At 41.9% G+C, this 14166-nt stretch carries 14 protein-coding genes; 7 read left to right on the plus strand and 7 right to left on the minus strand.

From position 1 onward, the window contains the following. Nucleotides 1-8 precede the first annotated feature (8 nt). The 7 genes from ACXAD8_RS10095 (at nt 9) to ACXAD8_RS10125 (ending at nt 8348) form a co-directional block, all read left to right on the plus strand. Nucleotides 9-788: a class I SAM-dependent methyltransferase gene (locus ACXAD8_RS10095; RefSeq protein ID WP_475227976.1), complete on the plus strand. Its 780-nt coding sequence runs from the start codon at nt 9-11 to the stop codon at nt 786-788. Between the two features lie 9 nt (nt 789-797). Next, the gene (locus tag ACXAD8_RS10100; RefSeq protein ID WP_475227978.1) at nt 798-1586 is read left to right on the plus strand and encodes a glycosyltransferase family 2 protein; all 789 of its coding nucleotides are present in this window, start codon (nt 798-800) and stop codon (nt 1584-1586) included. A 6-nt stretch (nt 1587-1592) separates the two neighbouring features. Next, nucleotides 1593-3488, plus strand: a complete 1896-nt coding sequence (gene asnB / locus ACXAD8_RS10105) for an asparagine synthase (glutamine-hydrolyzing) (RefSeq protein WP_475227981.1) — start codon at nt 1593-1595, stop codon at nt 3486-3488. Further along, nucleotides 3485-4798, plus strand: a complete 1314-nt coding sequence (locus ACXAD8_RS10110; RefSeq protein ID WP_475227983.1) for a polysaccharide deacetylase family protein — start codon at nt 3485-3487, stop codon at nt 4796-4798. Before asnB (ACXAD8_RS10105) ends, ACXAD8_RS10110 begins: the two co-directional genes overlap by 4 nt. 176 nt (nt 4799-4974) lie before the next feature. Then, nucleotides 4975-6369, plus strand: coding sequence for a hypothetical protein (locus ACXAD8_RS10115; protein WP_475227985.1), 1395 nt, complete (start codon nt 4975-4977; stop codon nt 6367-6369). Continuing rightward, a complete protein-coding gene (locus ACXAD8_RS10120) occupies nt 6353-7546 on the plus strand; it encodes a DegT/DnrJ/EryC1/StrS family aminotransferase (RefSeq protein WP_475227987.1) in 1194 nt (397 codons plus the stop codon). The genes ACXAD8_RS10115 and ACXAD8_RS10120 overlap by 17 nt, the downstream gene beginning before the upstream one ends. Continuing rightward, entirely contained in the window at nt 7536-8348 is an 813-nt protein-coding gene (locus ACXAD8_RS10125) for a sulfotransferase family protein (RefSeq protein WP_475227990.1), read from the plus strand. Before ACXAD8_RS10120 ends, ACXAD8_RS10125 begins: the two co-directional genes overlap by 11 nt. Nucleotides 8349-8528: 180 nt before the next feature. Here ACXAD8_RS10125 and ACXAD8_RS10130 read toward each other — a convergent pair whose 3' ends face one another. The 7 genes from ACXAD8_RS10130 to ACXAD8_RS10160 all read right to left on the minus strand — a co-directional run bounded on the left by ACXAD8_RS10130 (nt 8529) and on the right by ACXAD8_RS10160 (nt 14001). Continuing rightward, complete coding sequence (locus ACXAD8_RS10130; RefSeq protein ID WP_475227992.1) at nt 8529-9182, minus strand: hypothetical protein; 654 nt, start codon at nt 9180-9182, stop codon at nt 8529-8531. Nucleotides 9183-9184: 2 nt separating this feature from the next. Further along, nucleotides 9185-11167, minus strand: a complete 1983-nt coding sequence (asnB, locus tag ACXAD8_RS10135; protein WP_475227995.1) for an asparagine synthase (glutamine-hydrolyzing) — start codon at nt 11165-11167, stop codon at nt 9185-9187. After that, entirely contained in the window at nt 11167-12066 is a 900-nt protein-coding gene (locus ACXAD8_RS10140; protein ID WP_475227998.1) for an ACP S-malonyltransferase, read from the minus strand. Before ACXAD8_RS10140 ends, asnB (ACXAD8_RS10135) begins: the two co-directional genes overlap by 1 nt. Before the next feature lies 1 nt (nt 12067). Next, a complete protein-coding gene (locus tag ACXAD8_RS10145; protein ID WP_475228000.1) occupies nt 12068-13111 on the minus strand; it encodes an adenine nucleotide alpha hydrolase family protein in 1044 nt (347 codons plus the stop codon). 3 nt (nt 13112-13114) lie between these two features. Then, nucleotides 13115-13360, minus strand: a complete 246-nt coding sequence (locus ACXAD8_RS10150) for an acyl carrier protein (protein ID WP_475228003.1) — start codon at nt 13358-13360, stop codon at nt 13115-13117. Nucleotides 13361-13591: 231 nt separating this feature from the next. Then, the gene (locus ACXAD8_RS10155) at nt 13592-13843 is read right to left on the minus strand and encodes a hypothetical protein (protein ID WP_475228005.1); all 252 of its coding nucleotides are present in this window, start codon (nt 13841-13843) and stop codon (nt 13592-13594) included. Between the two features lie 5 nt (nt 13844-13848). Continuing rightward, a complete protein-coding gene (locus tag ACXAD8_RS10160; RefSeq protein WP_475228008.1) occupies nt 13849-14001 on the minus strand; it encodes a hypothetical protein in 153 nt (50 codons plus the stop codon). Nucleotides 14002-14166 lie beyond the last annotated feature (165 nt).

Raw genomic sequence — 14166 nt, forward strand, 5'->3', positions numbered from 1 at the left:
CATTAAGAATGAGTAATTTTTTTTCATTGGGACACAAACTTCCTGGGGTTCTGGCAAACCCGCTTTTCGGCGACAGAAAGCGATTCGGTTTAGAAATCGATCACAACGACCCTTGCTGGCAGGAATGGCAAGAAACAAGCTTAAACTTTTATAGCGAAAACCAACAAAAAGGAATTGGTGAGATCGTTAACCGAGCAGGCTATCAAGTCATGTCATGGTTAGATGTGTCTTCGCTTCGAATTTTAGAAATTGGGCCTGGAAATATCAATCATATCCATTACTGGCGAGCTACAACCGAAAGCCCCTCTTATGTTCTTGCGGATGTTGACCCAAAAATGGGGAAACTAGGTCAAGAGACGCTTCAGCAACATGGCATTATATCAGAATTAGTGGTAACAGGGAGAGACAGTAGTTGCCTTCCTTTTGAAGATGATACCTTTGACCTTTTGGTTTCATTTTATTCTTTAGAGCATATTTACCCATTGGAACCTTATATTGAGGAGTTCAAAAGAATATTGAAACCAGGTGGCAGACTTATCGGCGCAATTCCCACTGAAGGTGGATTTGGCTGGGGATTTGGGCGTTTTTTGACCAGTCGCAGATGGCTAAAAAGAAACACAGGGATCAATCCAGACAAAATCATATGCTGGGAACATCCTAATTTTGCAGACAGTATCTTAAATAAACTCGATTGTAACTTCAGAAGACAAAGAATTGACTTCTGGCCACTAAAACTGCCCTCAATCGATATGAACCTCATTGTGAAATTTTTATATGAAAACTACTAGGTTTTAACCATGGTTATAGTATTGCTACCGGCATATAATGAAGAAAAATCTTTTCAGAAGCTCTTACCAGCCCTTAAAAATGCTCTAAATGAAACGGGTACTGATTACAAAGTGGTAGTCTGCGATGATGGCAGCAAAGACCGAAGCCTTGAGGTATTAAACAAATTTCAGCAAGAAATGCCAATTGAAATATTAACCCATAAAATTAATCGGGGACTGGGTGAAACTGCCCGGGACTTATTCGAGTTTGCAGCAGCAAATACAGTATCTGATGACATCATTATCAGAATGGACTGTGACGATACACATGACCCCAAATATATTAAAAGCATGATCGATAAGCTTAATGATGGGTACGATGTAGTAATAGCCTCTCGTTTTGAATCTAGTGGCGGCCAAGAAGGTGTCACTTCTAATAGAGCATTTATCAGCCGTGGTGCCAATTTGTTTATGAAGATTTTTTTTCCTATAAAAGGGCTTAAAGAGTACACTTGTGGCTTTCGTGCTTACCGTGCGTCTATCATTCAATCAGCCGTAACTTTTTATGGCAATGAATTCATACAACTTAAAGGTCTTGGTTTTACCTGTACATTGGAAAAACTGGTTAAACTAAAAATAATCGGGGCTCGTTTTGCTGAGGTACCCTTTGTTCTCCGTTACGACAAGAAAATGAGCGACAGCAAAATGATAGGCAGCATTACCATGTTTGGCTATTTCACCATGGCGTTAATGTATCACTGGCCATGGGGAGGTTGGAGAACCGGATATAAGAAGCTGTATAAACAGTTTAATAAGTAGCAACTTATGTGTGGTATCGCTGGAATTCTTAATGCCGGATTAAAACAACACCAAGGGTCGAATAGCGCAATTGTTAGAAACATGCTGTTTAAAATTCGCTATCGTGGTCCCGACGCCCAAGAAGTAACAAATACAGACTACGCCACATTAGGTCATTGTCGGCTTTCGATCATTGATTTGGCAGGCGGAAATCAACCGATGACCTCACAAGACCAGCGCTACCATCTGGTATTTAATGGTGAGATATATAATTATCTCGAGTTGCGCAGTGAGTTAAAATCTCAAGGTGTGACATTCGAAACATTCTCAGATACAGAAGTACTTCTAAAGATACTCATCCGGTATGGTGAAGCCGCAATTAAAAAACTGGTTGGGATGTTTGCCTTTTGTTTTTTAGACTCTAAATCAGGAGATTGGATTTTATGTCGAGACCATTTTGGCATCAAACCCTTATATTACACTGAAATAAATGGAAATTTGCTATTTAGTTCTGAAATTAAAGCACTGCTTTGTCATCCAAAAGTAAGGCCTACAATACATCAAGATGGTTTGGCAGAATATTTAACTTTTCAATATTGCCTTAAAGACAATACACTTTTTTCAGGAATTAAACGGCTGGAGCCAGGCCAACTCCTCATAGGGAATCGTTGCAAAATACATCAACGTAAAACGTATTGGCAAATACCAGATTACATTGACCATGAACATACCCATGACTACTTTCAAACCAGAATAGAAGATATATTAAACGATTCAATCAAATTGCAGGTTCGCTCTGATGTCCCTTTAGGTAGTTATCTTTCTGGAGGCATCGATTCTAGCTTGGTGACATCTTTAACTGCGTCTTTTTTAGGAAAAGGGCTCAAAACTTTTCATGGATTATTTATTGATGGTCCGCAGTTCGACGAGTCTTGTTACGCTAAACAGGTTAACGAATGCGTCAACGGAAAACTGAATATTACGGCTCCAACTCCAGAGGACTTTGTTAAGCTGCTCCCAACGATAATATATCATATGGATGAACCCTTGGCAGGGCCCGGCGTATTTCCTCAGTTTGTGGTTAGTAGAGATGCAGCAAAACAAGTCAAAGTAATACTTGGTGGACAAGGTGGTGATGAAATGTTTGGTGGTTACACCAGATATTTGGTCGCGCTACTTGAGAATTGTTTAAAACACCAAATTCAGCACGGTGATACCCCACCCCCTAGCGGCATCAAAATGGGCGATATACTCAACAATCTAAATGAATTGCGAAACTACACCCCCATGATGCAAGGGTTCTTTAACCATGGGTTGTTCGAAGATGATAGCCGTCGCTATTTCCGTCTTTGTGACAGAAGCCCACAATTAAACTCCATTTTATCTAGTGATGTGCATCTGGACAAAGACAGAGTTTTCAGCGATTTTTGTGTTGAATTCTCTCGCTACAGCGAACATTCGATTCTCAACAAGATGACCTACTTTGACATCCGCCATTCTTTACCAGCGCTACTTCATGTTGAAGATCGCGTATCAATGGCGCATTCACTTGAATCCAGAGTTCCGCTACTAGACTGGCGACTAATGGAACTTGTCTCTACGATTCCTCCAGAGATAAAATTTGCCAATGGTGCCATGAAACCCATGTTAAAGAAGATTGCAGCCAAGCACCTTCCTAGGCAAGTGGTGCATCGAACTGACAAAATGGGCTTCCCTGTTCCTATAGAAAAGTGGTTAGAATCTGGCATAGTAAGAGATTTTGTAATGGATACGTTAAACTCAAATGCTTGTCGGCAGCGCGGTCTCTACAACAATAAAATTTACCAAGATATAGATAAATATGGAGGTACGAGTGCGAGGCAGATTTGGGGACTTTTATCTCTGGAATTATGGTTCCAAACTTTCCACGATCAGGGTAAATGATGAGCCTGAACGGATCACAATTAAAAGCCTATTGCGCACAACAACTGCGACGATATTGGCTGGATCATATTGATTTATTGATGGCTCTTCCGGTCAATGAAAGCGTCCCCGACACAGTAGTATTACCAGTATCACTCACTGCTGTCAGTTTACCCGAGTGGGCTTGCCAGTATGGTGTTAATCAGCAACTTTTAGTGCCATCTGAGTGTTGCCCAAATAGTGAAGTCCATTGGCAAAATATTAATTGGTGGTATGTTATTTATTGGTACCTGACTTCCCAGGCGGAGCAACATTTCGAAAAGCAGCATGGTCCTGTCCATTCTTACTCCTATCACTACAAAAATTGGGATAATCGCATGTGGCAACACGCCTGGGTCAACCGTATTGCGCTTTTCCTGAGAGTATGGTGTATTCAACACAATAACCTGACCGAACAACAATTTTCGCCTTTACCTGATACAGAGATTTGGTTAACGCATGATCTGGATGCCGTCAAAAAAACCTTAGCAATTCGATTTAAGCAATCTGCCTTTAACCTATTCAATTGCTGTAAAGCCTTATTTAAAGGACAGCTTACTCTGGCCTGGTTCAAATGTCTGAAGGCACTTCAGATTTTGTTCCGCGCTGGAGACTATGACCATATAGAACGACTCACTGAAAGCGTTCAGTACAGGCAACTGTCAAAACGACTTGTCAATGTCTACGGTGGTGCAAAGAATAAGAAGTCGTTCACTACGCGTATCTATGATCCTGACTATGATATTGGTGATAACAACATCGCGGAAACACTCAGAAAACTGATGAAGCAGGGTTTTGAAATAGGGATACACCCTTCAGTAGGTGCATGGAATGACGCAGAATTAATGGTTCAGGAGCGTCAGTATATTGAAAGTGCCCTAGGCACAAGTATCCATTCATGCAGGCAACACTGGTTAAAATTTAGTTTTAGTGATTCCTGGCAAGCCATGTTTAAAGCGGGTATTCAGCTAGATTCGACATTAGGCTTTAATGATCGAGTGGGATTTCGAAATGGAGCGGCATTGTGCTTTACGCCCATGGTTGCGCAAGCACCACTCAATGGATTTCAGTCAGTCCCATTGGTACTAATGGATTCTCATTTATACGATTATGCAGCATTGAATGAGCAACAACGTAAAAACGCAATAGATGGCATACTGGAAGAGCTACAACAAACCAAAGGAATCGCCACAATCCTCTGGCATCCACATACTTTTTCAGATGATTATCAATGGTATCCGGGCTTTCAATATCTGTTGCTGGCGATATCCAGGATGGGGTTTAAGATATGACCAACAACCCCTACCTCAATGTCATTTGGCAAAACCTCCCCAGGTTACTATCCCTTTTTGAGACGGATGAAACGGCCAAAACAGTGGGCCTGGGAGATCGATATTATTGGGCTTGGGGGCTAATTGATTTTGCCAATGGAACCTTTCAAGGTGCAGCCCATGGGCTGGCCCGATTGGTGAAAAGCCAACAATTGCCAGACTGGATAAGTGAAACTGAAATATTGTCATTAATAGATTGTCAGTTTCGCGGCAGTCAGAAGTTAATACGGTCAAACGGTAGTTTAGAAGAGGCTTTTCCTTACGAAGGCTCATACTGTGTCACCGCCCTGGTGGCTTATGATCTTGTGTCTGCGCTATTTTTATTGCAAGACAAAGTCCCAAAGGAAACGCTGCGGAAATATCAGGAAATAATAGTACCATTATTTCACTTTTTGTTGCATGAAGATGAGCACCATGCACTGATATCTAACCACCTGGCCTCTGCCAGTGCAGGGCTTTACAAATGGTATGTACTTACTGACAAAGAAGAATACAAGGATAAATCGGATCTACTTTTAAACAGAATATTACAACACCAACATGAAGAGGGTTGGTTTACTGAGTATCAAGGTGCCGATCCCGGTTACCAAAGTTTGTGCACCTATTATCTTGCTGATCTTCATCAACATTATCCACATAAGAAACTACAGGAAGCCCTCTCTAAATCAGCGCAATTTTTACGTCACTTTGTGCATCCTGATGGAAGTTATGGCGGTGTGTATGGTAGCAGAGGAACCCAATTTTATTACCCAGGAGGTTTTGAGCTGTTAGCGCCCTTTTGTGCCCAATCCAAAGACATTGCGACAACCATGCGCTCCAGCATCGCCGGTCACAAAGTCCCTCATTTGAGCATGATGGATGAACCAAATTTGATTCCTATGTTTAATGCCTTTTGCTTGGCGTCGGACGCACTTAAAAACGCAAGTAAGCCAGTCATTGAGTCACACGAGGTCACGCCTCTTCAAGGGCGTTCTTGGTTTAAAGCTGCGGGCTTGTTTGTGGATATAGGTAAAACCCACCATACGGTGATTAGTAGTCATAAAGGCGGCGTTATATACCATTTTAGAGGTGATCAATGTGTCATTAAAAACTGCGGTAAAATATTCAAGGACAGCAATGATAAAAGTTTCTCAACACAAACTTTTAACAGCAAGAACAAAGCGCACTTCGACGGTTCGAATTTTATTGTTGAGTCGGGTATTTCTCCAGTTGAAGTACCAGAATTTACACCACTAAAAATGATTATTCTGAGGTGTTTAAATATTACTCTGATGAGAAATTTGCAATTCAGAGAATGGATAAAAAAGGGATTAGTTAAACTTCTGCTAACAGGCAAAAATAGCAAGGTTGGCAGCAATATAAGAAGTATTCAAATCGGGGCAGAACTCACTGTGAAGGATGCTATCTCCATCAACAGCGAAAAATATCGGCCTCAAACACAGATAACCAATTTCAATATCATGCGTATGGCCAGTAAAGGTTATTGGCAGGCCATGAATATCGCAAATCAAAATAATGATCCCGAGATTTAAACCGAATTACAGTTGTAAAGAATGGCTTGCGCCCTTAAAAGTTTGGGAGCAAGACGCAGTACCCCGCTATGAAGCTCTGTTCGCACAAACCTTTGAAAACCAACACGGTGTGATGTTTTCTCACGGACGCTCGGGATTATATGCCTTGCTGAAAGTCTGGCAATTGGAAAACACTGAGGTTATCTGTCCCGCCTATACCTGTGTGGTGGTGGCAGATGCCATCGTACTGGCTGGCAGCATCCCGGTTTTTGTGGATTGTGCTCAGGATCACTGCAATATGTCTTTAGCGGGTATAGAAGCGGCCATAACAGAAAAAACTCGAGCGATTGTGGCGACACATTTGTTTGGTTACCCAATGGATGTGGTGACCCTTAATGACATTGTGAAGGCAGCCGAAGCGAAATATGGGCACAAGATATACGTAATCCAGGACTGCGCCCACAGTTATGGAGCACGATGGCAGTCCAAACTCGTAACCCGATTTGGTGACGCCGCCATTTTTGGCAGCAACATCAGTAAAATAATTAACTCTATCTTTGGCGGAATGGTCACCACGAATTGTCTTGAAACGGCGAACAAACTCAGGGTCTGGCAGCAAACCAATCTCAAGTCGCATAATGCTTCAAAGGCGCTGAAGCGAACCTTGTATCTATACGCAAGCAGCATTGCATTTAGTGAATTAGTGTACTCATTGGTCAATTATTGCGATCAAAAAGGTTGGTTAAACCACTTTACACAGTACTATGAAGAAGGGGTTATCCAATTTCCCTCTGACTGGGATCACTTTCCGGTCGCAATAGAGGCCCGTGTCGGACTTGAGCAATTGAGCAAATATCCAGAGATGATTAAGAAACGGCGTAATCTGGCACTGAACATACAAGAAACCATGACGAATCTGAACGGCTTGCAATTTTTCGAGGATATTTCAGGGACAACCTATAGTCATCTGGTGGCCAGAGTTTCAGATAGAGAAGTATGGGTCAAAAGAGCCGAAGCGATGGGTGTTCAATTGGGCATTCTAATCGAGTATTCAGTGCCTGATATGCAAGCATACCAACGATACAAAAGGGGAGAATATCCGGTTGCAGCGTATTACTCCCAACACTGTATTAATTTCCCCGTTCACAGAACCTGGTTAACAGAACAATTTTTATCGGAATTTGAAAATGCAGGATAACGTTTCAGTAAGTGTGTTATTACCTACGGACCTCAGTGAGCTGCAAACGCAACCCATTTTTATTGGCGGTGCCAGTCGTTCCGGCACGACTATAGTAACCACAGCGTTAGCAAAACATAGTCAGGTATTCGGCAGAAATGAGATGGGCTGGACAGATTACTTTTTATCTTTCATGTCCAAAATCAATCATTCGGATTCTCCCAAATGGGCAAGAATGGCCATCAGCCACAACGAACTCTATGATCGACTAGCACGACTGATGTTCGATTGTAGTACTGAGCAATATGTCAAAAATGGCCTCTTCCAACAACACCACTTTACTCGCTGGTCCGGTAAAGTTCCTACGTTACTCAGTGATATCGAACACCTTACAACACTCTTCCCTAAAGCCAGTTTTATTTTAGTGGTACGCAACGGAATCGAAGTGCTCAATTCAGTTTTGTCGTGGAACAGACCCGATTATGGATTTGAACAGGGTTGTATTGAATGGTGTCGTCACGCACAGGCCGCAATGGATGCAAAATCAAAAGAAAATGTCATGGTTGTCCGCCACGATGCGCTGGTCAAAGACAGTCGATTGTTTTGGCAAGAAATAATGTCGTTCCTGCAAATGCCATTTGAGGAGTGCCTTGTGGAACATTGTGCCACCATTAGCAATTCATCATTTTCACAGCAAGGTACAGTCGCTAGCTCTGCAACATTTAACAGAAAAAACATTTTGGATCACTGGAGTGATTCACAAAAAGCTTATTTTAATACGCACTGCAAGCCATGGATGAGGGCTTTGGGTTATGAGTTTTAGTCTATATACTCCCTTACTGTCTGCTTATGACAGTTTCAATAAATAACTAATTGGTCTTCATCCGGAAGCGGACTCATGTCCTTATTCTGGAACGGAAAGTGTAGTGACACACAAATAGTAAACAGTACATCACAAGAGGTTAACTATTGCAGTCAAAGGTTTGGTTTCAATAACTGAAGTTTAATGATTAACTCTCTTAATATAACAAAGCGTTCTCTTCGGCAGTTCCCTATACAAAAAATACCTGTCTGGCTGTAAAACCGATTTAATCAACCTCCTTGACTCTTTATTGTCTTCAAACACGGTAGTCCAAAATCCCGATTTAACATGTGATTTAAGCCATTCTAAATTCGCAGAAAACATATGATGAAAACACATAATATAAGGTGGCTGACCTCTCACTTTTTTATCTAAAGCAAGACTTCCCACATGAGCGTCTTTAATATCCTCAGGAATAGGAACAACAGGTTTCTCGAAGACGTAGCTGAGGAATTGCTTAATGCATTTTACGTCCATTCTTGAAATCATACCTAGTAACTCTGCGCCAAATACCCAGCGGTTACTACTCCGATATCGCTGGTAAAAATCTTGATATCTGGCAAACACTACCGAAAAGCAAAATATTTCTTCGTTTTCCCCGATTAAGAGAGAAACAGTTGGATCATCAACACAGGAGCGATAAAACATTTCTGTAGGAGCAGACGAGAGCATCATGGAAAACTCGTCGGGACTAAAGTTTCGCCGATGTAATGCCACCAGTGCAGGTATATCTGCTTTGGTAGCGGGCCTTATATTTAAGTCGTGAACTTTAAAAGGCTCTACGGGTTTTATCATTTTCACCAGCCCTCGACAGTAAAACAGCGTCCGTATTGACCAGATACGCGTTCTTGTAATCTAAGACCTTGATGAGACAAAGAGGCTGCACCATTGCAAAACTGCCGGGTTAAAGACTCCAACGTTAATAGCATAACCACAAGATGATTTTGTCTGGGTGAAATAGTCTGTTTTTGCGCTATTTTACTTACCAGATTTTGCGCTTTTTCTACATTAATCAAAGGACTTAGTTCCGAGATATTGCTCAATCTCTGTAAACATTCTTCACGAACACCTGATTGACTTAATAAATAGTGAGTTTCCGGCGCCCTAAACGGGAATTTTTGCTTTTCAATCACCGCAGTTGGAAGCACTGCTTTATATGCGTCCCTTAACAACCACTTTTCTTGTTTTTCTGACGATAAAAGTACATTTTGTTGGTAATTATTAACATTATCCAGTAGAAAACGATCTAAAAATGGGGTTCTGGTTTCTACGCCATGAGCCATTGACATCCTGTCGCCCTGCGTCGACAAAAGGTGTCCCGTTAACAAAGATTCCACTTCAACAATCTGGGCGCGTTTTAGTCCTGGCAGCGCCATGAAACCTTGATATTTACGAATGAAATAGGCTAACCAATCCTCTTCGATTGAAAAAGTTCCCTCCTCAGTAGCAATTATCCCCTGCATAGTAGCCCCCATATTTTGCCGCTGATCGTGAGAAGATAAAGGCCCCACATTAGCCGCTAAAGACGCATAATTTGCATATTTTAGCTTAATAAATTCATGATATTTCGGCTGGCCCCGCATAAATGCATTAACTGATTCCAGCATCGGCCTGACTTGCTCAAATGTTGCCCCCAGCTTAATCTGTTGCCGAATTAATGTTTCTCGAAACAAGTCATACCCTAAAAAGATCTCGTCAGCAGCTTCCCCGGTTAACATGACTCGAATACCTTGTTCTGCCACTTTTTGATGTAAAAGATACATGGCAACGAAAGCGAATCTCGGTGAAACGCACTCGGCATGCCAAATGGCTGAATCTAAATTATCCAATAATGATTGCGGTGTGGCGTTAACCCGGACAAGATCCGCTCCCAGCTTTTCAGCCACCAGGCGTTGTTCAATACCTTCATCAAAATCTTTATCATCAAATCCAACTGAAAAGCACTTTAAATGCTTACCTTTATTCTGCCCCGCGACTTCTGAGGCGACAATGGAAGAGTCTAGTCCGCCACTTAGCATCACGCCCACTTCAACATCTGACATAAGCCGGTTTTTAGTCGCAGTTTGAAAAGTGCTTTTGACATCCTCTGGAGATGGAACGCTATCCCCAACCTTGCTAAGATCGGTTTGAAACCAGGCTTTACTTACCGCTCTTTCTTGCCATATCAGAATTTCTCCGGGTGATAATTGGTGAATGTCATTAAATAGACTTTTGTCGGGCAAGGTGGCCCAAAGCTGGTTAACACTGGAAAGCTGTGCCAAATCTATCGAGAGGCTCTTATCAATGACTTGTCGGATAGCCTTGATTTCCGAGCCAAAAACCAATCTTTCACCATCATGATAGTAATACAGAGGCTTTTCACCATAACCATCTCTGGCCAGAATACAGCGGCGCTGATCAGGTGAATAAAAACAAAAAGCAAACTGTCCATTCAGTTTATTGACTGCCGACTCCCCTTCCAGACATAACAGATGGTAGAGGATTACAGTGTCTGAATGGGAGGTGAGCGTAATCCCTTTCAGAGCAAGATAATCACGTAATTGTGCAGCATTAAATATTTCTCCGTTAAATACCAATACTTCTTGTCGGGGCGGCACCAACACAGGCTGTGTACCATGCTGCAAATCGACAATACTTAATCTGGTGTGCACCAATAACACATTGTCATCAAAGTAAACGCCTGCTTCATCTGGTCCACGATGACGTAAAGAAGTGAGGAGATTTAACGCTGTTTTTTCAACATCCTGTTGAATTCCAATAATCCCGGCTATTCCGCACATTATAAGTCCCTTGCACTTCGGTGGCTCATTTCCCGACTAATCATTGGCCCCATTCTACTGAGAAGGTTAAAGTCCGTCAGTTCAAGCACTTCCGGAATGCCCATCTGCTTAAATTGCAATATCGTGTCTCTCCACCGCACCGGACACACCAGATGCTCCAATAAGGTTGCCATAATTGATTGTGTCTCCGGTGGTAACAGCCCACCATCTTTATTGCTAACCAGTGGGATAGTGGGACTGTTTAGGGTAATCTGTGTCAAAAGCTTAGTGAATGGTTCAACCGCTTTATCCATAAACGGAGAGTGCCACCCTCCTTCGGTATTCAGTGCTACCGATTTATAGGCCCCATGGCTCTCACAGCTCGCTGAAAAGTCAGCTAATAACTCCTTTGCAACAGCATAACTGTAATTGCCCATACAATTGTCATTCGCCAGAAAGACTTTATCTTGCCATTGACTAGCGACAATTAACTCCTGGATCTTTGATTCCGGCATTCCCAAAATCGCCACCATTGAAGCTTCTTCGTCAGATGCAACCTCTGACATAATGCGACAACGTTCAAATACCAGCCTGACCATATCTTCCAGCTGAATAACATTGGCGATAAAAAGAGCAAGGTACTGCCCCACACTGTAGCCTGCGATTGCGTCAATCGAGTCTTTGTCGTTAAGGTCTTGGTATTTGTTAAGTCCGGAGAGCAAAAGAATAGCGGCAGAAAGATTATTGCGTCGAATTTGTTGTTCACTAAGGCCAGACAGTTCCGGAAGATCTTCACCAAAAACCAATTTAAAATTGTCGGCCACCAATTCAAACAGACTATTTTGCTGAAATTGGGGCACCTGATCCGCCGAAAATCCTTGCCCACCGAATACAATTGCACGGCGATAGTTGCTTTGCATATTATTGCAATGACCTCTCAATCACCGCAATTCGATTTTTATCCAGCGGAGACTGAATTTTTTGGATGGCGACACTACGGTCTAATTTGCCTTTACGCACCTGCTCTGCTAATTCAAACTCATAAGGATGAAAACCATATTTTTTTATATGGTTGGCGATGCCAACGTCATTGATTCGGCAGTTACTGGAATGCGCACCGGTATCCGAAGGTCTTTGCCAGCCCATTTTAGTTAACACAGATAATATGTGCTCTTCTTCATATTCATAGGCCAAAAACGGATTCACTATTTTGACTGAATGACTTCTTGAGTAACGCTCAAATAACGGTGCTTCAATCTGATATTTTTTCGATAAAGCGTCTTTTTTACTCGCCTCTAAACCTTGTTTACTACCCAAAGAAGAAAACAATTTCAAAGTATCAAGATGCAGTGAATAAACGGATGAACCGGCTGGCACCTGACCTGCAATATATCCACCAGCAATCAATCCAACATTTCTGGTGAGTGCTTCACGTAACATTATGGTGTTGATAAGGTTGATGCAACTACCACAAATGTCACTGGCTCGTTTAATCATGGACTTGCGAGCAGGTACAGACGCCAGGTTTTGTCGGTACATGTTTTTCATGACACTAAACTGGGGCCTGAATAAAAAGAAATCGACACCAAGTTGATCGCAAACTATGCGGGAATTTATCACCGATTGCTCAGAGAGATAACCGTTGTCGACTGTGATGGCCAGTACGTTCAGCTGATAATTTTCTACCAACAGTTTCAGCATATACGACGAGTCTTTACCACCACTGAGTGCCACAATACATTCATAGGCTCCGTACTCACCCGACTGTTGCTTTAATTCAGCGATGGTATCGTCTAACTCCTTTCGGGCAGCGGCGAGATTAACTTTATCGGCCTCTTCATTGTACTCACAGCAATGGTTGCAAATCCCTTGTTCATTTAACGTGACATTAGGTAACCGATCTGACAAACAACACTGTATGCAGCGGCGAGCCGCAGTTAACTGTTCACCATCCGATCCTGACATAGTTTATTTTTCACTCTTTTGCTGAATAAATGCCAACAAGCCATTAACCGAACGAAGCCTGACATCAAGCTGTTCTTCTTCTGACACCTCAACCCCAAATTCTTGCTTCAGACTCATTAAAAGCTGCACAAATCCAAATGAATCAATGACACCATTGAACAATAAATCCTGATCCGCATCAGTCGTATCATCATATTCGCCGTCGGTGATATCCACCAACACTTCTTTTAATCTTTCTTCGTTTTCCAAATTATCTCCAAAGGTAGATTCTTGGTATTTCTAGACACCGGGCATGTGTTTTGATTTGTCCTTCAAGCGACATCACTCTAGCCAATACAGAAACGCACTGTCCTTTATCCAATTATCGAAACAAAACTAAATTTCTTTAGTGAAACAATAATTATCGATGACGTTTTAGTGTCAATTTTAAAGCATTTTCCGTTAGGTCTGCGTCCACAAGATTAACAGCCCCACGTTTTTCTAATCTATAGAGCAAACCCCAACACCACATCTCAAATCCAAAACCTTTTGATTGTGATCTTGTCCAGGAAACACTCTGTCATCAATATGTCCAGCGAAACAATTTTGCTCATACACTTGTCTGTGATGCTCATAAAATGCTTTAGTGCCCTCTGTAAAACCAGACTCACCAACAAATAGTGGATTCGACTCCCAAAAAGAGGCGGCGTCTTCCAGTGTCTTTTCTGAGGTATTGCCTTGATGTGTAGCCATAAAAATCAGTTCATCATATAAGTATGCACAGATATCTCTTCAACTTTGTCATCTGCGAAATCCGGTGTAGATGACCGCGCCAACCAGGAAAACAAAGCGACCAGGGTAACGGATATTTTTCGGGTTTCAAATGCGTTCGACAGTAATCGTTTAAACATGATTAAAAAGGACTCCTTCAAACCACTTTTTCACTACTTTATGTCCATAAATACTGAAGTGGCAATTATCTAAAAATAGAGAAGTTTGTAATCCACTGTACTAATAAAGGTATTAAGGTCCAATGCTCCCTCAGTATTACGAATACCTTTGTTTAAATACCCTAA

The sequence above is a fragment of the Planctobacterium sp. AWH2_060 genome (assembly GCF_056158425.1).

Bases quoted from the DNA above. Each gene is read 5' to 3' on its own strand.
- ACXAD8_RS10095 (WP_475227976.1), top strand. From the start codon at position 9: ATGAGTAATTTTTTTTCATTGGGACACAAACTTCCTGGGGTTCTGGCA.
- ACXAD8_RS10100 (WP_475227978.1), top strand. From the start codon at position 798: ATGGTTATAGTATTGCTACCGGCATATAATGAAGAAAAATCTTTTCAG.
- asnB (WP_475227981.1), top strand. From the start codon at position 1,593: ATGTGTGGTATCGCTGGAATTCTTAATGCCGGATTAAAACAACACCAA.
- ACXAD8_RS10110 (WP_475227983.1), top strand. From the start codon at position 3,485: ATGATGAGCCTGAACGGATCACAATTAAAAGCCTATTGCGCACAACAA.
- ACXAD8_RS10120 (WP_475227987.1), top strand. From the start codon at position 6,353: ATGATCCCGAGATTTAAACCGAATTACAGTTGTAAAGAATGGCTTGCG.
- ACXAD8_RS10125 (WP_475227990.1), top strand. From the start codon at position 7,536: ATGCAGGATAACGTTTCAGTAAGTGTGTTATTACCTACGGACCTCAGT.
- ACXAD8_RS10130 (WP_475227992.1), bottom strand. From the start codon at position 9,182: ATGATAAAACCCGTAGAGCCTTTTAAAGTTCACGACTTAAATATAAGG.
- asnB (WP_475227995.1), bottom strand. From the start codon at position 11,167: ATGTGCGGAATAGCCGGGATTATTGGAATTCAACAGGATGTTGAAAAA.
- ACXAD8_RS10140 (WP_475227998.1), bottom strand. From the start codon at position 12,066: ATGCAAAGCAACTATCGCCGTGCAATTGTATTCGGTGGGCAAGGATTT.
- ACXAD8_RS10145 (WP_475228000.1), bottom strand. From the start codon at position 13,111: ATGTCAGGATCGGATGGTGAACAGTTAACTGCGGCTCGCCGCTGCATA.
- ACXAD8_RS10155 (WP_475228005.1), bottom strand. From the start codon at position 13,843: ATGGCTACACATCAAGGCAATACCTCAGAAAAGACACTGGAAGACGCC.
- ACXAD8_RS10160 (WP_475228008.1), bottom strand. From the start codon at position 14,001: ATGTTTAAACGATTACTGTCGAACGCATTTGAAACCCGAAAAATATCC.